Below are 23,459 nucleotides of genomic sequence, written 5' to 3'. Positions count from 1 at the left end.
ATTCTAGTGCTGACAAGCAAGGAAATTCTACCCCATACGAACAAAAAAGCTATTCCGTAGATGCAGGTAAGGTTAACCAAATTTCACTCTCCACCACAAACCGTAAGATTGAACTGGTCCAATCCACTGACAATGAGATTCATATCGATTATTTCGAAAACAATAAGGAATCGTATGAACTAAATGTTACCGACGATAAAAAATTAGTCATGGAAGCTGTATCCAATAAACAGTGGAAAGACTATATCGGTCTGGACTCAGACAAAACACATCGTGATATAAAAATAGCTATACCCAATCATACTGCCAGCGATATTACATTAAACACATCCAAAGGTGATATTGTCGTTTCAGAACTAAACATAGCCGGTTCCGTCCATGCAAAAACTTCCGATGGAAAAATTGATTTTAGCAATGTAGAGATGGATAAGGATCTGAATATCGAGACCAAAAATGACCATGCGTTGTTGTCCGGAGTGAGCGTAAAAGGTTCCATCGATGCAACCCTTTCAAATGGCGATTTAGAGGTAACAAAAGTTGCGGTCGGGGATACTTTGAAAATGAAAGCAAAAAATGGGGACATCACTGGAACCGTGATTGGGTCATATGATGTCTTTGACATTACAAGCAAAGCATCCAAAGGGAAAAATAATCTTCCGGAAAGTAAAAGTGGTGGAGATAAGAAATTAGAGGTCAGCACTAATAATGGAGATATAGATCTTACATTTGTTGATTAAGGATAATCTCTTCATTAACATGAGTTGGAATAGGAAAAAAGCCTGAGGGAACCTATTAAATAGGTTCCCTCAGGCTTTTTTTAGAATGGTAACCAAATTCGATTAAAGATCAGTGATGGCTGCCAGAACAGTATTGTTGAAGTAATCAACATACATATTTTTAAATGGCTTCTGGTGATCCAACTCTACGGATAAATGAACGGTCACCGTCTGATAAATCGGATCAACGCAAAGGAAAGGACCTGCCGCGCCCCAGTGTGAATAGGCTTCTGGAGAGAACAAATCTCCACCATCACGCTTCGAGCCGTTAATCGCCCATCCGTACCCCCAATACGCTTCTGGAAAAACCTCGTCTCTATATTGTGAGGATACGCCTGGAATTTGGTTGCGGGTCATTTCTTTTACGGTAACCGGACTAAGAAATCGTACTCCGTTATATATCCCACCGTTAAGAAACATCTGGCCAAAGACAGCCAAATCCATAGCCGTGGAGTACGCGCCGCCCCCCGCAGATACGGAATTCAAATTATACTCGCTGTCTACCCATTCCGCGCACGCCGCTTCTGGTGCACGTCTTACTACTTTGTCCAGCACGTCCATGGGTACACGATAATATGTATTTTCCATACCAAGCGGTTTAAAAATGGTTTCCTTTACGAATACATCATAAGCCTGTCCGCTAACGCGCCGGATGATTTCACCCAACAGCTCATAACCATATCCGCAATAAGACATCACCGTACCAGGTTCGTTACTAAGCGGTGCATCATAACCGCCATATAAGTACTTATGCTGATCTGGATCTTGATTAGGTTCGTGTGGAGGGTATTCTCCTTGTTCCTTTTTCAACTGTCCGTTCTGCCAAATCACCTCACCCTCCAGGCCAGAGGTATGTGTCAATAAGTGATGTACGCATACCTTAGTTTTGCCTTCACCTGTAAATTCGGGGAGGTAATCGGAAACAGGTCTGTTTAGACCAATCTTCCCTTGTTCCATTAACATCATTATAGCGGTTGCCGTAAACAGTTTTGTTATAGAACACAGCGGATAAATAGCATCTACAGTTAATTCCGCTGCGCCTGGCTCCGGACCGAATTTCCCGTTCGCTTGATGGACCAGTAGCGTACCCTTTCTTGCAGCAACAATAACTTGTGCCGGTGTGATGTTGTGTTCAACCATTTGTGCAGCTGCTATACGTATGCGCTCTACACCGTAAGCCGACACACCTGCTTGTTCTAAAGAATGAAATAATAGTTCTTTCATGGATAGCCCCCCTAAACAAATTTATTCAATACATATATAAACTATTATACAAATATATTAAATAATCCTGCTTACTCACTATTTACCTGTGACTCCATGGTTAATGGGCTATTCTTAATAAAAGAAAACGCTAATCTCGGGTTTATCCCGAAAATTAGCGTTTTATTTTAACCGCATCCACTTCTTCACTAAGAGACCGCTAACTTAAAAGCATCGACATTTAATGCCGTCCCATTGATGGTTAGTGTGGCGTTGTAATAACCGCGATCACCACTCGGCTTACATTTATAATCACCCGAACATCCGCACACAAAGAATTTTGTATTTGTATACCCTGGATATATATTAGTAAGCTTTCGGTAAAACAAATGCCCATGATGTGTAAAAATAGCCAGTACTTTATCTCTCACCTTTACAGGAATAGACGTAAAAAACTTAGCAGTCTCCGCCGCGCTTAATACATGGCTAGGATCGACCGTGATCCCGCTCACTTTTAAAGGCCAATGAAAATCAATAATGTAGTAATGCTGGTCATCTAAATTCTTTAATAGATTTATACTGGCCGGCGAAAATTTTCCAAGCGCACAATTGAGCCATACGTACTTCACTTTGCCCTGTGTCCCAGGGAAATTCATTTGTCCTTCAACAGCCCCTAAATATTGTGTGAATAAGGACTGGGTACTTGCCTCCCAATTTCCAATCGATGCTTTATAGGGGATGCTTCCGAGCGTGCTAGTAACTGTATCCTTGAAGTCCTTGTAATAGGCATTTGCATTATTTCCATGATTCGCTCCCGCTTGCGTGTTATCTCCTCCAAAAATAACAAACCTCTTATTCCCGCTCCCCACAGCCTTTGGCAGAAGATTTCTAAAAATGCTTGCGCTATTCCCATATCCCACATGGCTATCCCCAATAACCGCGAAATTAATAGTCTGGGCTTTTGCTTTAAGATTCAGATTACGTTTGGGCTTAGGACTGGCAAGAAGCCTTCGCTTCTTAGTGGAGGCTATCTGCTTTTTCATCTTAATCACCTCTTTAAAATGGATGAAGAATTCCTGGTAGTATGTATATTCGATCCAATGTGCTTTCTCTTGGACAGACGTATCCTTTAAAAAGAATATATAGAGCAGATAATTAACAGGCTTATCTAAAAAGGTAAGATGTTATAATGAATTCCACAGACGTCAATAATACAGTTCAATCTTTAGCATTATAGTTTCAAAATATATTCAAGTAACGGAGGCCTTATTTTGAATAACGTTATCCCGGAATGGGCCGAATCTCATTTTCCTTTATATAGCGCTGGCAGCATTCAATCGATGTATGGGACCTCAAATCTACCAAGAGTTCAGATTCATGAGAATCTAACCGTATTACTGGCCGTTGCCGCTGGTAAAGGAAGCCTTGAAGTCAATAATCTAACTTATGAGCTTACGGAAGGAAGTGTAATCCTTCTCCCCGCTAATACTCATGCCTCTTTAATTACAAATCTCCAGCAGCCGCTTCATGCCTATAAGCTCACCATCTGGATTCAAGAGCAGACTCAGGCTATACCTGGCAGTACGATGGTACGAAAAAGCGAAATAGCTTCGAGTTCAAATATGCTGTTGTTTCCTTATGAGCCTACCATTGTATCCAGTGTCAAGGAGTTGTATCTTCACCGACTGCCAGATCGAGAAACACGTCATGTACAGAATCAAATGCTCTTTCATCAGATTATTCTACAATTGCTTGAACAGCAGGAAGCCAGATATACAGTCAACGAGCAGCCATCGATGGAACGGAGCATTTCTTACCTGGAGAATCACTTTAGCGAAAAAATAACACGTGAGCACTTAGCCGCCATTGCGGGTGTAAGCAGCTCGCATTATTCAACGCTGTTCAAGCAGGTGACAGGCTTTAGCCAGAGCGAATACTTGTCGCGGCTACGGGTCCATAGTGCCAAGGAGCTTTTGCTTAACGGTTCAGGTACACTTAGGGAAATTGCGCTAAAGGTAGGCTACAAGGATGAATTTTATCTCAGCCGTCGTTTTAAGCTGCAGACAGGCGCATCTCCATCTGGTTACAGCGGAAGCTCTTTCCAGCGAATTGCCGTAATGCTCACCCCTTATGCAAGCCATTTACTGTTACTTGGCTTAGAACCTGCGGTTACCATCTCTGAAAGTAGTGAATATTTGAATCTTTCGGATCAGGAGCCACCTCAGTCGATGAAGTTTATCAACACAAATAGCTCGGCTGAACAGATCCGATCGCTTTTACTTGATGCCAACGTTGAACTGATTATTGCGGCCAAAGAGCATTTGGAAGAATACGGATTGAATGCTGGGCAGCTACGGGCAGTAGCCCCTATTATGGAAGTCTCTTGGAACGAAATCGGCTGGAAAGATCAGCTCCGCCTAATTGGCCGAGCCATTCAGCGGAGTAATCGGGCTGAGCAGTGGCTAGATGCCTTTGAACTAGAAGAACTAGAAGCTCGTGCCGTGATACAGCAAGGTGCGATCGCTAACGAAATTGTGACCCTTCTGATCATTAAACCGGACGAGCTACTCGTTTACGGGGCAAGAAATGTAGGCTATGTGATATACCAATCCCTTGGACTTAGAGCTCCGACCTTGATTGACAACGAGATTAAAAGACTTGGAGACCAGTTCCATTCAATTTCGATTGAAGTTTCAGATCTTGCAGATTATGCAGGAGACCGAATTTTAGTCATTGTATTTCCCGATGCCAAAGGCTCTACCGCGCACACTGAAGCGATCTTTCAATCCCCTTATTGGAGCCAGCTTTCCGCAGTGCAGCAGAAGAAAGTCCATTTACTTGATCTGGATGATTGGGTTCCTTATAACCCCGCTTCGATTCGCTTACAACTAGGACGTGCTGTAGCTTTATTCGGAGGCAAATAATAGTCCAAGTCTTTTTTCCAACAAAAAGGCATGGTTAGGCACATAAGGGATCCCTATAATGATTACAAATGCGAATGATTCTCATAATCACTCTAAAGCATAGGCTGAAGATTGATTTACACGGTTTGAATTGTTCAAAGTAACACTGCCATACAAAAAAAGGGGAGAATGATTTAATGAGAAAGATATTTATTCCGTTTGTACTTATTATGGGGATTGCACTCAGTGCTTGTGGGGGAAATCAGGCGAAGAATGATGCTAGTCCTACAAACAGCCCATCTTCTACTCCTGCTGCGGAGTCAGAAAGTGCGACTTTTACTTATCAATCCGAAGACGGACCTGTTGAGGTTCCAACACATCCTCAGCGTGTCGTTGTACTCACCCGTTTTTTAACAGGGAATGTCATGGCACTTGGTGTACCTGTTGTAGGTGTAGACGAAATGTCCAAAACCAATCCACGCTTTGAAGAACAGCTAAAAGACGTAGAAGCGGTTAGCGATGAAAGCCTGGAGAAAATCATTGAACTGCAGCCGGATCTGATCATCGGGCTCTCCGATATTAAGAATATCGATAAATTCAAGCAAATCGCACCGACCGTTACTTATACTTATAATAAAGTGGATTACTTAACCCAACAGCTGGAAGTCGGCAAATTGGTAAATAAAGAAAAAGAAGCTCAGGCTTGGGTCGATGATTTTAGTGCCCGTACCAAAAAAGCGGGTGAAGAAATCAGAGCGAAGATCGGTGATAATGCCACTGTCTCTGTTATTGAGACCTTTAATAAGCAATTGTATGTATACGGGTATAACTTTGGCCGCGGAACTGAACTCCTCTATGGGGACTTCAAGCTTGGCATGCCAGAAACAGTAAAGGAAAGCACCAAAACAGATGGATTCTTTGCTGTCTCGACAGAAGTGCTGAAGGATTATCTGGGCGATTACGTTATTTTCAGTAAAAATGCGGATGAGGACAATTCCTTCCAGAATACAGAAATCTACAAGAGCATCCCTGCTGTCAAAAATAATCATGTCTACGAAGCTGATGCAAAAGCATTCTATTTTAACGATCCACTTAGCCTTGAGTACCAGTTGGAATTCTTTGAACAACAATTTCTTGGAAAATAAAGATAATGACTACGAAGCAAACTTCCATTTCATTTTTATATAAGCTGCTTGGTAGCGTGCTGGTAATGGTTATATGCCTCGTGATTGCTATGCTATTCGGGGCTAAAGAAACCACTTTCAATGATCTGTGGCTCGCCATCACCTCAAATTCAAAAGCAGACAATGTCCTTATTCTGCGTGAGATCCGGCTGCCTCGCGAACTCGCCGCCATGCTGATCGGTGCGGCCTTTGCCGTATCCGGTGCTATCATGCAGGGGGTTACACGCAATCCATTAGCCGACCCAGGCCTGCTCGGTCTGACCTCGGGCGCGAATATGGCGCTGGCTCTTACGTTTGTATTTCTGCCGGGACTGAATTATTTTGGTACCATGATCGCTTGTTTCTTTGGCGCTGCCCTAGGAGCCGTGCTAGTGCTTGTTCTCGGTTCTGTTCGCCAAGGTGGCTTCTCTCCGATTCGAATCGTACTAGCCGGTGCAGCGGTATCTGCCTTTCTGTATGCTATCGCAAGTGGCGTAAGCATTGCCTTCAAAATATCCAAGGATGTATCCATGTGGACAGCGGGTGGATTGATTGGCACAACCTGGGGCCAGCTTCAGGCTATCGCACCTGTGATCCTCATCGGCATTGTGGTCGCATTAATTTTTTCAAACCAGTTAACCATTCTTAGCTTAAGTGACGAGGTAGCCATCGGTTTAGGCCAAAACCTAGCTTTGGTTAAAGGGATTCTATTCACTCTTATTATTCTGCTGACTGGAGCATCGGTCGCTCTAATTGGGGATATGGCTTTTGTGGGGCTGATGATTCCGCATATTGTCCGTAAGATTGTCGGTACCGATTACCGGTATATATTGCCGATCTCGATCTTTACAGGTGCATCGTTCATGCTTCTCGCGGATACAATTGGACGGACAATCCATGCACCTTATGAGACGCCAGTGGTCGCCGTAGTAGCTATGCTTGGGCTACCTTTCTTCTTGTTTGTTGTTCGGAAAGGAGGTAAAACACTCTCATGATTTCCTCTGCTCCCGTACGAAAGCAACGTATTATCCTATGTGTATGCAGCGGATTGATTCTGCTGACAGCAATCGTCAGCATGGGAATCGGATATTCTTCTCTATCTTTTGACAGACTGCTTCCGGTTCTATTCGGGCATGGAACCTTTAAAGAGGACTTTGTATTATTCTCTGTAAGATTGCCGCGGATTCTGATTACATTGCTGGCAGGCATGGCCTTGGCGTTATCCGGTTCCATTCTGCAAAGCGTTACACGAAACGATCTAGCCGACCCCGGTATTATTGGTATCAACTCCGGTGCAGGTGTGGCAGTCGCTGCTTTCTTTCTCTTTTTCCCGGTTAGCGCCGGATCATTCATTTATGCGCTACCGCTGGTTGCTTTCATAGGGGCATTACTTACGGCAGCGTTAATCTATCTTTTTTCATATAGTCGGACTAAGGGGCTTGACCCTGTTCGGTTAGTGCTTGTTGGGGTAGGGTTCTCCCTAGCGCTGTCTGGCGTTATGATCGTGATCATTTCCTCCGCGGATCGTGCCAAGGTAGATTTTATTGCTAAATGGATCGCAGGGAATATATGGGGTACAGATTGGCCATTCATCTGGGCTTTACTGCCTTGGTTGATCTTACTAGTTCCCTTTACCCTGTACAAATCGCAGCGACTCAACCTGCTCAGCCTAAGTGAAGTATCTGCCATTGGTGTCGGGCTGAATCTCGAACGTGAACGTATCGTTCTGATTCTCACGGCAGTTGCAGCTTCAGCCTCCGCAGTTTCTGTCACAGGTGGGATCGCCTTCATCGGACTGATGGCTCCACATATTGCGAAATCGCTAGTCGGCCCGCGTAATCAGATGTTTATTCCCGTCGCTGTGTTGTTGGGCGGCTGGCTACTTCTGATCGCGGACACCGTTGGCCGCAATCTCGTCGATCCTGACGGTATTCCGGCAGGAATCATGGTGTCGCTAATCGGCGTACCTTATTTCGCTTATTTATTGCTTAAGAAATAAGCATTTGTTTAGACAAAAAAACCTCGGCACATTTACCGAGGTTCTTTCTACTGCCACTCCTATTTATATAGGCTGAATAAAAGATTATAACGAATAGCGAGAAGGATCGGAGGGGAAGTTTGGAACTGCAGGAGCGCTAGCGACCGTCTTTGTCATCAGATTTCAACCGAGAAGAGCGGTATCTAATCAGCTAAATCTTCATATCCTTACCCGTATAATCTACAAACATGAAATGACCTTCCCGTGTAGTTCGCTTCTCGATCAGGTCTAGGATTCCCTCGGCACTATGATTAGGATTTGTTGGTGCCTCTGCCCCGCCCATATCCGTTTGCATCCAGCCGGGATGCACGCTGAGCACTTGAATCCCGCGTTCTTTTACATACACATGCAGCTGCTGTGAGAACATATTGAGCGCCGTTTTGGAAATGCCATAAGGATAGTCGTTCGGGTAAGCATTCGTTATACTTCCTGCTTCCGACGATATATTGATGATCGAGCATTCGGGTTCCGTGAGTAACGGCAAGAAATGCTTAACCACTCGCATTGGTCCATACAGATTAATATCCATCGTTGTGAGCATATCTTGGAAATCCAATACTTCAATCGATGTATCCCGGGCGCTGAGCACCGCCGCATTATTAATAATGGCACCGAGCGAGCGTCCTTGTTCTTGTAGACTCGCAGCAAGTGCCGCGATTCCCGTCTCGTCCGTCACGTCCAGCGCAGCGATGGTAAGCTTATCTCCATAGGTTTCAGCAAGCTGGGATAACGCTGTTTGTTCCTGAGCGGGACGGCGAACCCCGGCAATAACTCCATGACCACGCTTCAGCGCTTCAGCCGCCAGCTCATAACCTAGTCCACGTCCTGCACCGGTAATAATAATATTCATAATTACTCCTCCCCGTTATCCTTATCGTTCTCTAGCAGCTCCACAATCACCTTTAACTCCTTGAAAGTGTCCATATAAGCATAACGCCCACCGGTATACTCACCCTTTTGCTGAAGTGGGAAGCCTTTGCCTTCTAGCAGCATTATCTTTTCTTTCATTCCTTCAACCACAAAAGCAATATGATGAGGTCCCTCACCATGCTCATTCAAGTAATCGCGCCACGTACTCGGCTCATGATCCGGTTCAATCAATTCCAGCTGCAAAGAGCCCATATCAAAAAAAGCCAGCTTAGCCCGCGCCTGCGTCGCCACGCCATTATGCCGTGTCTGTGCAACATCTTCTGTATCTGTAACGATAATTTCCGGCTTTTTGAGTCCAAAAAACTCGGCATATGCCGTACTTACCTTTTCAACATCATTCACTAATATTCCAATCTGCGTAACAAAATGATTGCCTAGCCATCCTGACATGCGTATCAACCTCCTATTAGTCTGACAAGTCCACCATACCGATTCTTTGAAAGGGCTGTCAAGCCCGAAAAGAAATCGCTCCGAGCCAGTGAAAATAAAGCCCAACCACTTTCGGCGCTATCAGTGGCATTTTTGCCTCTCTTTTCTCCAAATCGACCACTTTCAGCGCTATCAAGGGCATTTTTGCCTCTACGATACCGTAACTGGTTAAGATTACTTTGTGCGTGATATTACTTTTTGTTTCGCTTAATCACCAATCCGGTTATAGAATGAAAAGTTTACATTAACAAAAAGGGGTGAGGAACGATGGACCATAGAAAAAGATCACGCCTGATGCAGCAGTTTATTTTTGTCGGGCCGACTTCCTTGTTTTTCTTTATGATTGTGCTGATTCCTTTCTTTTTAGGACTCTATTATTCATTTACCAGCTGGAACGGAATCTCGCGTCATGTGGAGTGGGCCGGACTCCGGAACTATCTACATATATTCACGAAGGACCCTTCCTTTCTTCATTCATTCTGGTTCACAGCGAAGTTCACTTTATTTGGCCTGGTGCTGACCAATCTGCTCGGCTTCGCACTCGCTTATGTACTGACCCGTAAGCTGTTCACGCGTAATGTCCTGAGAACGGTATTTTTTGTCCCTCATGTCATTGGTGGACTTTTGCTCGGGTTCATTTGGCAGTTTATTTTTGTAAGAGGATTCTCCTCGATTGGACAGGCTACGGGCTGGTCCTTCTTTAATCTTCCGTGGCTGGGCACCGGAGGGACAGCCTTCTGGGCGATAGTGATCGTATTTGTCTGGCAAAATGCAGGGTACCTAATGGTCATCTACATTTCTGCAATCAACAACGTTCCCAAAAGCCTGCTTGAAGCCTCAAAAGTGGATGGCGCCGGACGCTTTCAGGCTCTACGCCATGTCATCATCCCGCTGGTTATGCCTGCTGTAACCGTTTGTCTGTTCCTTTCTATCTCCTGGTCGTTTAAGCTGTTCGACCTTAACCTGTCGCTGACCAAGGGTGGTCCCTTCAAAGCTACCGAATCTGTAGCGTTGAATATTTACAATGAGGCCTACACTATTAGCCGATTCGGGATGGGCTCAGCGAAAGCGATGATTTTCTTCGTCATTGTGGCCTTGATCTCCCTGCTACAGGTTAGAGCAACTAAGAAAAGAGAGGTGGAGCTGTAATGGAGACTACCGCCAAGAAATTCAATGTGCCCCTGCTTCTCGTCGAAGTGATTGTGATCCTGCTGGGCCTTCTATTCCTAGTACCGTTTTACTTTCTGCTAGCTAACTCGGTTAAAAGCTATAGTGAGATTCTTTCGGATTCCGCTGCGCTGCCCTCCGTATTCCAGTGGAGCAACTACGCCGAAGCTTGGAAAGCCATTAATTTTCCTCGTGCCTTCCTAAACTCTTTTATTATCACGGTGATTAGTAATATTCTGCTAGCGTTCCTCTGCTCTATGTGCGCTTACAAAATGGTCCGCAATAACAGCTTATATAACCGCATGCTTTATATTGCCTTAGTGGCCGCTATGGTTATTCCATTTCAGGCGATCATGATCCCGCTGGTGCAAGTCGTTAGCGGTCTGGGCGTCATGGATTCAACCGCAGGTTTGATTTTAGCGTACCTTGGATTTGGCGCCCCTATGACTGTATTTCTGTTCCATGGCTTCGTCAAATCGGTACCTCTTGATATTGAGGAGGCTTCGAGAGTAGATGGCAACAGTCCTTATGGTACCTTTTTCCGGATTGTGCTTCCGCTCATGCAGCCGATTATTGTCACTGTCATTATTCTAAATACCCTGTGGATCTGGAACGATTACTTAATGCCTTCGCTTATTCTGCAGGACCCGGTGCTTCGCACCATTCCCATCGCCACTTATAGCTTCTTCGGACAATATACGAAACAGTGGGATTTGGCGCTTCCGGGACTTGTGCTCGGGATTACGCCTGTGGTCATTTTTTTCCTAGCGATGCAAAAATATATTATTGAAGGCATTGCCCAAGGCTCCGTAAAGGGCTAACGATACATGTTATTTTCAGCCAGAGAGGATGAATGAATATGAGAACCAAACGTGGAATTCTCCTCGCATGCTCCCTGCTGCTGGCTGCCCTGACAGCCGGCTGCGGAGATAACAGCGACAATGCGAATGGAGTTAAAACCGTGCATATCTACCAGTTCAAGGTTGAAATATCTGAAGCGCTCGCTTCGCTTAAGACTGAATTTGAGAAGGAACACCCCAATATTAAGCTGGAGGTCCAAAGCGTCGGTGGCGGGACCGATTACGGCGCCTCCCTACGCGCCAAGTTCTCATCTGGAGATGAACCGGATATCTTCACCATCGGCGGCAACAATGAACGTGATATGTGGCTGGAATATCTGGAGGACCTGAGCGGCGAAGCTTGGGTCAAGGATGTAAAGCCACTTGCAGCAGAACAAATGACCATCGATGGCAAGCTCTATGGCATGCCGATGAATCTGGAAGGATACGGCTTCATCTATAATAAGGACCTATTTAAAAAGGCCGGCATCACCGAGAAGCCATTGACGCTAACCGCTCTGCGCGAAACCTCAGAGAAGTTGAAGGCGGCTGGCATCACACCTTTTGCGAATGGCTACCAGGAATGGTTCGTGCTTGGCAATCATAATGTGAACGTACCTTTCGCCCAGCAGCCTGATCCGGAGGCATTCATCGCCGGACTTACAGACGGCTCCAAAACCTTCGCCGGAGACCCTATTTTCTCCAAGTGGATCGATCTACTCGACCTTACTGTAGAGTACGGCAATAAGAACCCTCTCTCGACAGACTATAATACCCAAGTCACTATGCTAGCGAGCGGAGAAGCCGCAATGATGCAGCAGGGCAACTGGACGCAAGGACAGATCGATGGTATCGATCCTAATCTAAATTTGGGTATCCTGCCGATGCCCATTGATGACACCCCCGAAGACAACGACAAGCTGTATGTAGGCGTGCCAAGTAATTGGGTGATCAATAAAAACTCCCCCGTTAAGCAGGAAGCCAAGGTCTTCCTGGATTGGCTGGTCACCTCCGAGACTGGGAAAAAGTATATCACTAAGGAATTCCAGTTCATCCCTGCGCTCGACAGCATTAAGGGCACCGAAGAAGATCTTGGAGCGCTGGGCGCCGAAGTGTTAGCCTATACCGATAAGGATCAAGCACTTACCTGGAACTGGACCCGTCTGCCGAACGGGATGCCACAGGAATTATCCAGCAGCATTCAAGGCTATCTCGGTGGAAAGCTGACGAAAGAAGGCATGCTGAAGGAATTTCAAGTCAACTGGGATAATCTCAGTGTGCAGTGAGTAACCCGCTCTGCACATCAAAAGCCGCGCAATGATGCGCGGCTTTTCCTTTGATCGTATTCATTTGACTAGTTAGCACGCAGCATACTTATTTGTCTGGCAAGATACACTGGCGTATAGGGCATGTCATCTCGAAGCCAAGAAATAACCGTGCCAATTAAGGCTGCAGAACCGTACCAAACGGCAATGTCCTTCTGTATGGGCATCTTGGAATGATCAGCCGCACCCTCCTTTTTCTCCTGGTGTGCAGAAATGATTTCCGCCATCAAGTCAAACAGTCGATCAGTAAAAATCGGGCTCCGTTTCGATGTGAGTATAACTTTGTAGAATTTTGCATTTTCCGCAATATGCTTTAGCAGACTCTCAAGTATTCTTAAATTCTCTTCTTCAACCGATTCGTGATCATTATCTTCGTTGTTCACTACTTGTAGAATGTCCTCCACCATTTCATCCGCCATCTTTTCTAACATATCCGGCAGGTCCCGGTAATGCAGATAAAAAGTAACCCGATTGATTTTAGCCCGCTCTGCAATACGGTTTACTGATATTTTCTCAATATCCATTTCCTCAAGCAATTCAATCACAGCATCTCTAAGCAATTGACGTGTACGAAGTACCCGTGGATCTGTACGTTGCGATGTGTTATTCATCCTACTCTCTCCAATCTTTTACATTCATATCGTAAACTACATTTTTTAATAAATTGTTGTTTTTTCATGAGAAAACACTACAAATTTAAAATAAATGTAAACTATTTTACATTTTTTCGCAAATCGTTGCTTGATTACATGAAAATTTCATTTATAATCTAATTCATGCATTGTAAACTATACAACACACTGTAAATTTAGTCCATGATCGACGATTTGAAAGGATGGAGTGGAGTGAGTACAAAGACAGAAGTAACAAGCAGTTCCGTAAAAAAGGGACCCATCTTATTCATTATGATTTTGGGCGCCTTTCTTGCAACACTGAATCAAACGGTAATGAGCGTTGCCGTTCCGGAGTTAATGCATGATTTTAATATCACGGCTGCTACCGCTCAGTGGCTCACAACAGGCTATATGCTGATTAATGGGGTTCTGATCCCAATTACAGCATATTTGATGCAACGGTTTACGACGCGAGAGCTTTTTCAAGCATCCATGTTTATATTTTTGGCTGGAACGATCGTTTCGGCTCTCGCAACTAACTTCCCTATTCTGCTGACCGGTCGTATGATTCAGGCAGCTGGTGCCGGGATTATCATGCCACTGCTCACGAATGTCATCTTGACCCTGTTCCCTCCGGAAAAGAGAGGGGCGGCCATGGGGATGGTAGGGTTAGCCATTATTTTTGCGCCTGCCATTGGACCTACTCTAGCCGGATATATTTTGGAGCATTATTCTTGGGAAACTATGTTCTATGGCATGATTCCTTTGACCGTTATTGTAATTATCTGCGGATTTATTTATTTAAAAAATGTATCGGAGCGCATCTTTCCCAAGTTGGATATTGTTAGCGTAATTCTTTCTACGATTGGTTTTGGAACCTTGCTGTATGGCTTCAGCCGCGCTGCAAGCGCAGGCTGGTCAAGCGCGGAAGTGCTGTTGTCTCTGGGCCTGGGTGTCCTTTCCCTTGGCTTGTTTACTTGGAAACAGCTAGCTTCCCAGAACCCGCTGCTTGATCTTCGAGCCTTCAAATACAGTATGTTTTCCTTAACGACTGTCATCAGTATCGCAGTTACCATCGTGATGTATGCAGATATGATGCTGTTGCCTCTGTATCTGCAGAATGCCCGTGGCTTTACAGCGATGGAATCCGGCTTGCTGCTGCTTCCTGGTGCACTCATTATGGGTTTACTAATGCCGATAACCGGGAAGCTGTTCGACCGGTTCGGGGCAAAATGGCTTGCCATCATCGGTCTACTCATTACAATTGCAACTACGCTAAGCTTTGTGAACTTAACGGACTCAACCAGTTATATGTATCTGGTCTATATGTCAACAGGACGCCGGATCGGGATGGCTCTGCTCCTGATGCCTATCCAAACTTTAGGTCTAAATCAATTGCCTTCCAAGCTTAGTGCGCACGGTACAGCGATCTCGAATACCATTCGACAAGTGGCTGGCGCCGTGGGGACTTCCCTACTCGTCACCGTAATGACGAGTCGTACCACAACGCATATGAAGGATATGCTAGCCTCCGGTAGCACACAAAACGGAACACAGGAACATATGATTATGGAGGCTTCCATCCAAGGTATCAATGATTCCTATCTAGTCATTGTTGGTATCGGCATTCTCGGCCTGCTGCTCTCTTTCTTCATTAAACGTGTTGGGCAAGCGCCTGATCTTGAGCAAGAACCCGAAGTGAAGCTCAAAAAGATCATCGCCAAAGAAGCTTAATATATAAAAGCAAATAGCACTATTTAAAGTAAATTGCAAAAGAGATCAGCAATGTTAATCATTGCTGATCTCTTTTTAGTCTGACAACTACCCTGCTTACAACCTCGGACGGTTCACTATCCTGTATCCTGAATATAACCTCCACTCGTTTCTTAAAAATTGCCCATTGCGCAATTTTGCCCTTTGGGCAATAATATAAAAATAGAAAATAGAGCACAGAATATCCTCTGTACTTAAGAAAGGAGATCGCATAGAATTTGAACCCCAAACAGACGCTGCGCGACAAAAAAAAAGAAGCTACTGCCTATGCCTTAGCCAAATCTGCCTTCGAGCTTGCGCTTGAACTAGGGATGGACGGCTTCATCGTCGACGACGTTGTCCAGAAAGCCGGCTACTCCCGGCGGACCTTTGCCAACTACTTCTCATGCAAAGAGGAGGCGGTAGCCGCATATTTTATCAGCAACTCTTCAAGAGAGGGTCAGAGCAAGCTATTCGAGGACCTGCCACCAGATGCAACACCGCTGGATGCTCTGTATAAATTGTTCAAGCTGCAGTTCACTTCCGAGTTTCTGTATCAATTGCGGCAATTCGTATCGCTGGCTAATCAATATCAGTCACTGGAGCCTTATATCCTCAGCGTATTCCGCCGCCTGCAGATTGCCGCGCAGGAAGTGCTCGAACAGTTCACTCATGGGCGCTATGCCGACGGATATACACATCTTCTCGCTGGTGCCGTTTACGGAGCGTTCGTGCCGATTCTGGATGGACGTCTGAATGTCATGCTACCAGGTGAAGCGCAGGATGAACACTCCGATGCCATATCGTTCGACCAATATCTAAATTCAATGTTCACTTATTTACGAAAAGGTTTCTAATTTAGAGATACAAAGGAGAAAACCATAATATGTCTACATTTCTGTACCGATTGGGTAAATCTGCATATACCAAGCCCTGGTATTTTCTTACGGTCTGGATTCTGATTCTTGGTGTTATAGGCGCATTGCTTGGTGTCAATGGTATCCAGTCCAGCTCGGAAATGAAAATTGAAGGCACTGAATCGCAAAAAGTACTGGATATGCTGGTCAAGGAGCTTCCAGCGGCTGCTGGCGGTCAGGCGAGCGTTGCCTTCACCGCGCCTGATGGAGAACGGCTAGATACGCCGGAGAGATCAGCAGTGATTCTGAAGGCTATAAATGATGTCTACAGCATGGATTATATCATCAATCCTGCTGAACTGGCCGCGCAAGCCGCGGCGGCTGCGGGTCAAGCTGCAGGAGCAGACCCATCTGCAGCTGCTGGTGGCCAGACTGCCACTTCTGACCCTTCGGCGGCGGGTCAGACAGACGCTGCGGGTCAAGCTACTGCTGCAGCTCAGGCCGCTCCTTACGGGCCACTAATCCTTGATGGTGCTCCGGTTCCCGGCGTCATGCTGTCCGCCGACGGCAGCATCGCCCTGTTCCAATTCCAGTTCACGGTTCAGCAGACATCTCTCCCCTCTTCTGTACCAGATGACGTTATTAAGGCTGTAACCGAGGTGGAGCAGGCAGGCTCCGGGATCACAGCCATTCCGAGTGATTCGCTCAAAAGCACACCGTCCATCGGATCTACGGAAGCGATCGGCGTAGCCGTCGCAGCAGTTGTGCTGTTTATTACACTCGGTTCGATTGTTGCAGCCGGACTGCCGCTGATTACCGCGCTCCTTGGCGTCGCGATTAGCGTCGGCGGTGCTTTTGCTCTTTCGAATATTGTGCACATGAATGACATTACACCCATTCTCGCAGTCATGATCGGTCTGGCTGTCGGTATCGACTACTCTTTATTTATCGTGAACCGGCAGCGGCGGTTAATTCTCGATGAGAATTTAAGTGCCAAGGAAGCAGCAAGCCGAGCGGTCGGCACCGCAGGCAGTGCAGTATTCTTCGCCGGACTGACCGTCATCATCGCCCTTTGCGGCATGTTGGTCATCGGCATCGGCTTCTTGTCAACCATGGCTCTCGTTGCTGCTGTCAGCGTTCTGATCACTGTTCTGTTGGCGCTTACCCTGCTGCCTGCACTGCTGGGTCTGGTAGGCGAACGGATCTGCACCGTCAAGGCACGTTCAAAGAACGTAGCTTCCGCGGGCAAAGCCCGCCACGGGTTCTCACACCGCTGGGCGAACGCTACGGTAAAATACCGCTGGGCTATCATTGTTCTAGTGGTCTTGGTTCTTGGCACAGCGGCGATTCCAGTCACCAAAATGGAGTTAGGTATTCCGTCTGGCGCTTCAGCAAATCTGGACACTCCAGCACGCCAGAGCTATGACATCATCTCCAAGGGCTTCGGCGAAGGGTTCAACGGTCCGCTACTCCTTGTGGCCCAGCCAAACAACCCGTCCGACAAGATTTCAATGCAGACACTTGGCAAGCTGGTTCAAGAGCTGCAAATGCATGATAACGTCACGCTAGTGTCCCCAATGGGCGTCAATGCGACCGGAGATATTGCTATTATCAGTCTGATTCCTAAAACAGGCCCTACAGATACAAAAACGAGAGATTTGGTGCAGGATCTGCGCAATCCCACTTCCAGCCTCGCATCAGCAAATGATGTAACGCTTGGCGTGACCGGTTTCACTGCGATTAATATCGATATGTCTTCCAAGCTATCCGACGCGTTTCCCTTGTATATTGGCATCATCGTAATCCTATCACTAATTATTCTATTACTCGTTTTCCGGTCAGTCATCGTTCCGATCAAGGCGACGATAGGCTTTATTCTCAGCGTCCTCGCTACTTTTGGCCTAACCACGGCCGTCTACCAGTGGGGATGGCTGCACTCTCTGTTTGGTTTTGACACAGGAGGCCCACTGCTCAGCTTTATGCCAATTCTGGTCACCGGCATTCTGTACGGACTGGCGATGGATTATCAGGTATTCCTCGTCAGCTCCATGCGTGAGGCTTACGTCCATGGACGTCATGGCAACGACAGTGTCGTTCACGGTTACGATCTCGCCAGCCGCGTCGTACTTGCCGCAGGCGTAATCATGGTTTCCGTCTTCGCTGGCTTCATCTTCGCACCTGATGCGATGATCAAGCAGATCGGATTTGCGCTGGCTTTCGGCATCCTGATCGATGCTTTCATCATCCGAATGACGCTCGTTCCGGCGGTAATGGCCGTCTTCGGCGACAAAGCCTGGTGGCTTCCGAAATGGCTAGACCGTTTGCTTCCGAACCTCGATGTCGAGGGTGATAAGCTAATTGCCATGCTCAATGCCAAGGGAGAAGGTAAGAAATAAGAAGTGGAAAGCCTTTAGACAGTCTCCCCAAAATTTTGAAGAGCATGACCCTGCGAACTACCTGCAGGGTCTGCTTTACTTTTTACGTCTTTATGGTTCTGCCTGTGTCTGAAATCTTCTCTATATTGATCGACGAACAAATTAACCTATCGGGTGAGTTGGTTTCTGTTAGTATAAATTTATAGCTTACGGAGCACATATTGTTGTACTTTCCACAGATTCTCGTTGCCTCCTTTCTGGCATAGCCATATCCCTTGTCCTATACATATACAAGAACAGCGATTCTCCAAGGATGGGAGAATCGCTGTTTTGTGTCGTTTACGTTTTTTTGATATTTCTTGCTACCAAATTATAAGGGCGTCTTCTTTCTAAGCTGAGCTTACAGCTTCCAGATGCGGTACAAGATCACTCCTGCTTCAGCACGGGTAAGCGTGTCGTTAGGCGAAATTCTACCATTCTTACCGTTCACAATCCCGAATTTGATCAACAAGGATGCACTGTCTTTCGCGTAGCTGGAGATACTTGCTTCATCGAGATAAGCAATTAAAGCGCCGCTCGCCTTGACTTGCTTGCCGGATACCGCCAGTGCCCGTGCGGTCAGCACCATCATATCTTGACGAGAGATTTCACTGTATGGTCGGAATGTATCATCTTCAAAGCCTGTGGCAATTCCCAGTTCCTTCGCGATAACTAGTTCATCATAATAATAGTCTGTCTTTTGAACATCGCTGAACATCGCTGAACTATTGCCCGTTCCCTTCAGTTCAAGCACTCTGACAAGAAGAGCAATGAAATCTGCCCGCTTTATAGAATCTGCAGGTGAGAAATTATTCATGCTCGTTCCTTGGATGACATTGCGAGCTGCCATAACATCTATGGCTTGTTTTGCCCAAGTTACGCTCTGCAGATCTCCGAAGTTTTTATTTACAAAGGTTACTGCATAAATGCTGAAGTGGGTCGTTTGAAATACAACCGTTTGGGTGGCAGCATCATATCGACCATTCGGAACCGGAGCTACGTTGCCTTTATCATCGATGTACCAAACAACGATTAAATCCGGATTACTTAGTTCCTCCGCTGTCGGTGTATACGGAATGGATACCGTGACAGGAGCGTTAGGGTTATTCCATGGAATGACTTTATCGCCTGATACAACACTTAGATCAATAACCGGACGGTTGCCGATCAAATTGCGATTGTATGCATTCAAGCTGTCCGTTGAAACCGTACTTATACGTATAGTTACTTGCTCAGCACTATCAGTTACGTTGGACAGCATATTGCTTGGAATTCGGATTGTAGCATTTTCCGTCTTAAGCAATAGCTCATAGTTTTCTTTCCCCATCAAGCTTTGGGTAGGCAATTGTATATCATACAATTTCGCATCCGTTTGCTTTGGCACTTCGATTACGATTTGTTTCTTGCCGTTAGCTGCTGGACTAGCTTGGTCAAGCGCTTTTTTCAAATTGTCGCTGGAGATTGTTCCTATGGCACGCCCGTTTTCAGATTTGACCTGCGGTGTAATCGTAACAACACCATCTTTGTATGCAATAGCTGCAAGCTGTGGAGTTGTTACTGCACTGCCAATGTTGCTACTACCAGTTGGTTCATTGGTTGGCGCTGGTGTTGCTGTAGGAACAGGAGTCGGAGTTGCTGATGGTTCCGTCGGATCTGTTGGATCTGTTGGGCTCGTCGGTGTTGGTGTTGGTGTCGGTGTTGGTGTTGGTGTTGGTGTTGGTTCCGAACCCGCAGATTTACCCTTGAGGGTAAGCACACCATACACAGATGTGTCCATATATCCAGTACCTGTCGTATCATTCCAAGCCGCAACACTTTGACGTGAGCCGTCTTTTGCATCATTGATTTGTACATCGAAACCAAGCTTTGTATCATCATCCGGAGTTATGCCTTGAAGTGGAATCTTCACTTCAACCGTATAGTTTGTTCCGGAAATGTGAGTTGCCGATTCGAAGCCAGCTGCGATACTTAAAGGATTAAATGAAGTCTCATTATCAAAGTTAATTCTGTACTGTCCATCATCTTCTTGGTAGAAGGTTGTTTTCCCGTTGTTTTTGTCCAAGAAGATTTCAACCGAATCCTGTTCATATGCATTCACACTGCTCTTATCAAGCTGCGTATCGCTAACTTGAATCAGGACATATAGATTTTCATCATCCCAGAGCGCTTTGGCCACTCCACTCGCTCCCTGCCAAGCTGTTTGATAACGGTTGATCGGGATTTCAGCGGTTTGGCTCCAGATCTCGTCAACTGTTCCGTCTATGACAGGTGTTGCGAATTTGACAGTAGAATGATTAGCTTCCACCGATTCAGGCTCATGCTCTTCAATGAAGGTATCAGGATCGATAACGCCATAGTAAGCTGGTTTAGCTTGCAGATTCTTATCAAACAGGAGCGGATTGGAGGAAGCTCTCCAACTTGTGTTATCATCCATTCCCCAGAAGGTAACACGTGTGATATGGTCCCTGTGAGCTCTGAAGACTTCTAGCAACTGCGCATACAGATAACCCTGTGCATTAGCAAGCTTCTCCGAAAGCTGATAGTTGCTTCCCGCCTGAATGTCCAGCTCGGTGATGCTTACTTCGACTCCCAAGGAAATGAACTTTTCCAAGGAAAGCTTCACATTCTCAGGGTTCGTATTGATACTATAGTGCGCCTGCATGCCGACACCGTCGATTAGCAGTTTACCAGGGTGAGTCAGCGCATACCTATCATTGATTTCTTTGACCATACTGTAGATGGCTTGTGCTTTATTCTGATTATCTTCGTTATAATCATTGTAATAGAGTTTAATATCCCAATCAGGATTCGCGTCTAATATTTCTCTTGCTGCCAGGAATGCCTGCTCTACGTAATCTGCTCCAATAGCACTTTTCCATGGGGCGGATCGCAGTGCAGTTTTCCAATCCGTTGGGTTAGATGGATTATCGCTCATCGCCTCATTAACAACATCCCAGGAGATCACCTTATCGCCAAAATGCTCCATAACATTTTTGATATGGGTTCTCAAATTTCCGAGCGCTTCATCGCGCCCCAAAGGGATCGTGTTGTTTTCTGCATCTGTTGTTGTATTCATCCATGCAGGTGATTGCTGATGCCACACCAGGACATGTCCATGCATCTGCATTCCCTCCGCCAGCACTTTATCTACAAGCGCATCTGCACCGGTGAACGTGAAGTTCCCCTTCGTAGGCTGCAACGCATCCGGCTTCATGGCATTTCCTGCCGTAGCGACATTATGATGCATTTTTAGAAGTTCAAGTCTGACACCTGCCAAATCCTCCGCCGATATTGCGTTTCCAATCAAAAAATCATTTGCATAAGCATCTTTAATCGGAATTAGATCTTTTTGAATGCCAACCGGGCCCGATCCTGTTTTTTCAAAGCTGATATCGTCAATGTAGAAGGATGCGGTGCTGTTGCTGGAGCTTTCCACATAAAGGGTCAAATACTCACTGCTTACATTGTTATAGCGGTATGTTCCCTCGAACTGAACCCAGCCATCACTTGCACTGATGGTTTTAGGTGCGAGCGAAACATAATTGGCACTGCTTCCATTGCCAATCTGAGTAGACAACTGGAGCTGCGAGCTTGCGGGATCGATCAACTTAACCCAGAACGAAACTTTATACTCGTAGCCTTTGTCCACATATTTCTCCACACGTAATGATGGTCCATGCCAAGTACCTGTTCTTCCTTCTACCTTCAAAGCGTATGAACCATCATTCGTATGATTCGCTTCTTTGGTAACTGTAAGTGTTTCAGTACCTGCTCTGCCTTCAAAGCCACCTGTCGTTTGATCCTCAAAAGTAATTGTAGTAAAAGGTAAAGCTGGATCTCTAGGTATTTCTGGCGTTGGTGATGGTGTCGGCTCTGCTGTCACCTTTTCTGTAACCAACACATCGCCGATATAGAACGGAACTGTTTTCCCGACATCGTTGGATTGAACACGAATTTTCGTATCTTTGTTCGTATCCACAGTGAATTTGCCAGTCAAGGTGATCGCTTTGCCTGTTACATAATCCACATTTGCCAAAAGGGCATAACTGCCTATTGCTTGTATATAAGCTTGTGCACCGCTAGGAACAGTCACATCAGGATCAACGTATACTGTTGCGGTCACCGTGTAGGTTTTACCATTTTCCAGGCCTATGTCGCTAAATGTAAAATCAGCCGCATCCCAGTCATTTGTTCTATTGTTAACATATAATGCGGCACCATCAGCATTACCAGCAAAAACCTTACCTGTTACAGGTGTTAGAGCAGCACTGCCTGATTGTGTGGCTAAACCCTTACCACTTGCAAAAGTTTCGTGATAAACTTCTTTATCCGTTTCTGTGACTGCTTTTTTTGCCGTGATGAGGATATCCCCAATGTAAAACGGCACGGCCTCACCAATCTCATTGGATTGAATTCGCAGCGTCGTATCTTTACTCGTGTCCACAGTGAGTTCTTTCGTCAGAGTGATCGCTTTTCCAGCTTCATAATTCACGCTTGCCAAAAGACCATAACTATTTACAGTTTGAAGATAAGCTTGTGCACCAGTAGGTACAACCACATCAGCGTCAACATAAACAGATGCGGACACCAAGTAGGTTTTACCGTTCTCTAAGCCCATGTCGCTAAACTTGAAATCAGCTGCGTCGTAGTTATTTTTTCTATTGCCAACATATAAAGCAGCACCGTCAGCATTTCCGTCAAAAACCTTACCGGTGACAGGGGTGAGACTAGCACCACCTGATTGACCTGCAACACCTTTGCCGTTCACAAAGGTTTCGTGATATACCGTTACCGTATCTGATGACGTTGTCGTATCCTGCGCCGTAGCTTTCGTAATCGGAGCTAACCAACCTGATGGAATAAGCAAAACAGCTGCGAGTAAAATCGAGATGACTTGTCTAAACATTCTATTCATTTGTCGCATTCCTCCTCAAGTTATTTTTCAAAGTGATTAATTACCTAAACCCTCTAGAAGCTGCCCTTAAAAATTGATATTAGAGATCCACCTCCATTTGTAACCGCTTACATGTGTGCTTACACCATTTTACA

17 protein-coding genes are annotated in these 23,459 nt (G+C 45.8%); 11 read left to right on the top strand and 6 right to left on the bottom strand.

The window, feature by feature from the left end:
- Positions 1-737, top strand: a 737-nt coding sequence (locus tag CA600_RS19680; RefSeq protein ID WP_094872253.1) for a DUF4097 family beta strand repeat-containing protein, incomplete at its 5' end; no start/stop codon positions are given.
- 102 nt (positions 738-839) lie between these two features.
- Here CA600_RS19680 and CA600_RS19675 read toward each other — a convergent pair.
- Positions 840-2,000: a serine hydrolase domain-containing protein gene (locus tag CA600_RS19675; protein ID WP_094872252.1), complete on the bottom strand. Its 1,161-nt coding sequence runs from the start codon at positions 1,998-2,000 to the stop codon at positions 840-842.
- A 188-nt stretch (positions 2,001-2,188) separates the two neighbouring features.
- Positions 2,189-3,022 carry a metallophosphoesterase family protein gene (locus CA600_RS19670; RefSeq protein ID WP_094872250.1) on the bottom strand — a complete coding sequence of 278 codons (834 nt, stop codon included), beginning with the start codon at positions 3,020-3,022 and terminating at the stop codon, positions 2,189-2,191.
- Between the two features lie 228 nt (positions 3,023-3,250).
- Between CA600_RS19670 and CA600_RS19665 the strand changes: the two genes are divergently transcribed.
- The 4 genes from CA600_RS19665 (at position 3,251) to CA600_RS19650 (ending at position 8,044) form a co-directional block, all read left to right on the top strand.
- A complete protein-coding gene (locus CA600_RS19665) occupies positions 3,251-4,903 on the top strand; it encodes a helix-turn-helix domain-containing protein (RefSeq protein WP_094872249.1) in 1,653 nt (550 codons plus the stop codon).
- Positions 4,904-5,079: 176 nt separating this feature from the next.
- Positions 5,080-6,027, top strand: a complete 948-nt coding sequence (locus tag CA600_RS19660; RefSeq protein WP_094872247.1) for an iron-hydroxamate ABC transporter substrate-binding protein — start codon at positions 5,080-5,082, stop codon at positions 6,025-6,027.
- 5 nt (positions 6,028-6,032) lie between these two features.
- Positions 6,033-7,040, top strand: a complete 1,008-nt coding sequence (locus CA600_RS19655; protein ID WP_094872246.1) for a FecCD family ABC transporter permease — start codon at positions 6,033-6,035, stop codon at positions 7,038-7,040.
- Positions 7,037-8,044 (top strand): FecCD family ABC transporter permease, encoded by a 1,008-nt coding sequence (locus tag CA600_RS19650; RefSeq protein WP_094872244.1) that lies wholly within the window; start codon positions 7,037-7,039, stop codon positions 8,042-8,044. The genes CA600_RS19655 and CA600_RS19650 overlap by 4 nt, the downstream gene beginning before the upstream one ends.
- A 190-nt stretch (positions 8,045-8,234) precedes the next feature.
- Here CA600_RS19650 and CA600_RS19645 read toward each other — a convergent pair whose 3' ends face one another.
- Together CA600_RS19645 and CA600_RS19640 are read right to left on the bottom strand one after the other, a co-directional pair.
- Positions 8,235-8,933 (bottom strand): SDR family oxidoreductase, encoded by a 699-nt coding sequence (locus CA600_RS19645; RefSeq protein WP_094872242.1) that lies wholly within the window; start codon positions 8,931-8,933, stop codon positions 8,235-8,237.
- A gap of 2 nt (positions 8,934-8,935) precedes the next feature.
- On the bottom strand, positions 8,936-9,403 hold the full coding sequence (locus CA600_RS19640; RefSeq protein ID WP_094872241.1) for a VOC family protein: 468 nt from the start codon (positions 9,401-9,403) through the stop codon (positions 8,936-8,938).
- Positions 9,404-9,709: 306 nt separating this feature from the next.
- Here CA600_RS19640 and CA600_RS19635 point away from each other — a divergent pair, with 306 nt between their 5' ends.
- The 3 genes from CA600_RS19635 to CA600_RS19625 are packed head-to-tail and all read left to right on the top strand — an operon-like array spanning position 9,710 to position 12,734.
- Complete coding sequence (locus tag CA600_RS19635) at positions 9,710-10,591, top strand: carbohydrate ABC transporter permease (protein ID WP_094872239.1); 882 nt, start codon at positions 9,710-9,712, stop codon at positions 10,589-10,591.
- Positions 10,591-11,430 carry a carbohydrate ABC transporter permease gene (locus CA600_RS19630; protein ID WP_094872238.1) on the top strand — a complete coding sequence of 280 codons (840 nt, stop codon included), beginning with the start codon at positions 10,591-10,593 and terminating at the stop codon, positions 11,428-11,430. Before CA600_RS19635 ends, CA600_RS19630 begins: the two co-directional genes overlap by 1 nt.
- A gap of 38 nt (positions 11,431-11,468) precedes the next feature.
- A complete protein-coding gene (locus tag CA600_RS19625; protein WP_256989922.1) occupies positions 11,469-12,734 on the top strand; it encodes an ABC transporter substrate-binding protein in 1,266 nt (421 codons plus the stop codon).
- 68 nt (positions 12,735-12,802) lie between these two features.
- Here CA600_RS19625 and CA600_RS19620 read toward each other — a convergent pair whose 3' ends face one another.
- Positions 12,803-13,384 carry a TetR/AcrR family transcriptional regulator gene (locus CA600_RS19620; RefSeq protein WP_094872235.1) on the bottom strand — a complete coding sequence of 194 codons (582 nt, stop codon included), beginning with the start codon at positions 13,382-13,384 and terminating at the stop codon, positions 12,803-12,805.
- A gap of 294 nt (positions 13,385-13,678) precedes the next feature.
- On the opposite strand from CA600_RS19620, the gene CA600_RS19615 reads away from it, so the two are divergent.
- From CA600_RS19615 to CA600_RS19605, 3 genes are all read left to right on the top strand, one after another.
- Positions 13,679-15,121, top strand: coding sequence for a DHA2 family efflux MFS transporter permease subunit (locus tag CA600_RS19615; RefSeq protein ID WP_256989924.1), 1,443 nt, complete (start codon positions 13,679-13,681; stop codon positions 15,119-15,121).
- A 257-nt stretch (positions 15,122-15,378) separates the two neighbouring features.
- Positions 15,379-15,996 carry a TetR/AcrR family transcriptional regulator gene (locus CA600_RS19610; RefSeq protein WP_094872232.1) on the top strand — a complete coding sequence of 206 codons (618 nt, stop codon included), beginning with the start codon at positions 15,379-15,381 and terminating at the stop codon, positions 15,994-15,996.
- 29 nt (positions 15,997-16,025) lie between these two features.
- Positions 16,026-18,392 (top strand): MMPL family transporter, encoded by a 2,367-nt coding sequence (locus tag CA600_RS19605; protein WP_094872230.1) that lies wholly within the window; start codon positions 16,026-16,028, stop codon positions 18,390-18,392.
- Positions 18,393-18,771: 379 nt separating this feature from the next.
- Here the strand turns inward: CA600_RS19605 and CA600_RS19600 are convergent, their stop codons facing one another.
- Positions 18,772-23,325 carry an endo-1,4-beta-xylanase gene (locus tag CA600_RS19600; protein ID WP_094872229.1) on the bottom strand — a complete coding sequence of 1,518 codons (4,554 nt, stop codon included), beginning with the start codon at positions 23,323-23,325 and terminating at the stop codon, positions 18,772-18,774.
- Positions 23,326-23,459 lie beyond the last annotated feature (134 nt).

Origin of the sequence: Paenibacillus sp. VTT E-133280, assembly GCF_002264385.1 — a bacterium.
Taxonomy (GTDB): Bacteria; Bacillota; Bacilli; order Paenibacillales; family Paenibacillaceae; genus Paenibacillus_AQ; species Paenibacillus_AQ nitricinens.
Note: the sequence above shows the minus strand (reverse complement) of the source record. Positions and strands in the feature narration are given on the sequence as shown.

Excerpts from the sequence above, each read along its gene's own strand:
- CA600_RS19675 (WP_094872252.1), bottom strand. The coding sequence starts at position 2,000 with ATGAAAGAACTATTATTTCATTCTTTAGAACAAGCAGGTGTGTCGGCT.
- CA600_RS19670 (WP_094872250.1), bottom strand. The coding sequence starts at position 3,022 with ATGAAAAAGCAGATAGCCTCCACTAAGAAGCGAAGGCTTCTTGCCAGT.
- CA600_RS19660 (WP_094872247.1), top strand. The coding sequence starts at position 5,080 with ATGAGAAAGATATTTATTCCGTTTGTACTTATTATGGGGATTGCACTC.
- CA600_RS19655 (WP_094872246.1), top strand. The coding sequence starts at position 6,033 with ATGACTACGAAGCAAACTTCCATTTCATTTTTATATAAGCTGCTTGGT.
- CA600_RS19650 (WP_094872244.1), top strand. The coding sequence starts at position 7,037 with ATGATTTCCTCTGCTCCCGTACGAAAGCAACGTATTATCCTATGTGTA.
- CA600_RS19645 (WP_094872242.1), bottom strand. The coding sequence starts at position 8,933 with ATGAATATTATTATTACCGGTGCAGGACGTGGACTAGGTTATGAGCTG.
- CA600_RS19640 (WP_094872241.1), bottom strand. The coding sequence starts at position 9,403 with ATGTCAGGATGGCTAGGCAATCATTTTGTTACGCAGATTGGAATATTA.
- CA600_RS19635 (WP_094872239.1), top strand. The coding sequence starts at position 9,710 with ATGGACCATAGAAAAAGATCACGCCTGATGCAGCAGTTTATTTTTGTC.
- CA600_RS19630 (WP_094872238.1), top strand. The coding sequence starts at position 10,591 with ATGGAGACTACCGCCAAGAAATTCAATGTGCCCCTGCTTCTCGTCGAA.
- CA600_RS19625 (WP_256989922.1), top strand. The coding sequence starts at position 11,469 with ATGAGAACCAAACGTGGAATTCTCCTCGCATGCTCCCTGCTGCTGGCT.
- CA600_RS19620 (WP_094872235.1), bottom strand. The coding sequence starts at position 13,384 with ATGAATAACACATCGCAACGTACAGATCCACGGGTACTTCGTACACGT.
- CA600_RS19615 (WP_256989924.1), top strand. The coding sequence starts at position 13,679 with ATGATTTTGGGCGCCTTTCTTGCAACACTGAATCAAACGGTAATGAGC.
- CA600_RS19605 (WP_094872230.1), top strand. The coding sequence starts at position 16,026 with ATGTCTACATTTCTGTACCGATTGGGTAAATCTGCATATACCAAGCCC.
- CA600_RS19600 (WP_094872229.1), bottom strand. The coding sequence starts at position 23,325 with ATGAATAGAATGTTTAGACAAGTCATCTCGATTTTACTCGCAGCTGTT.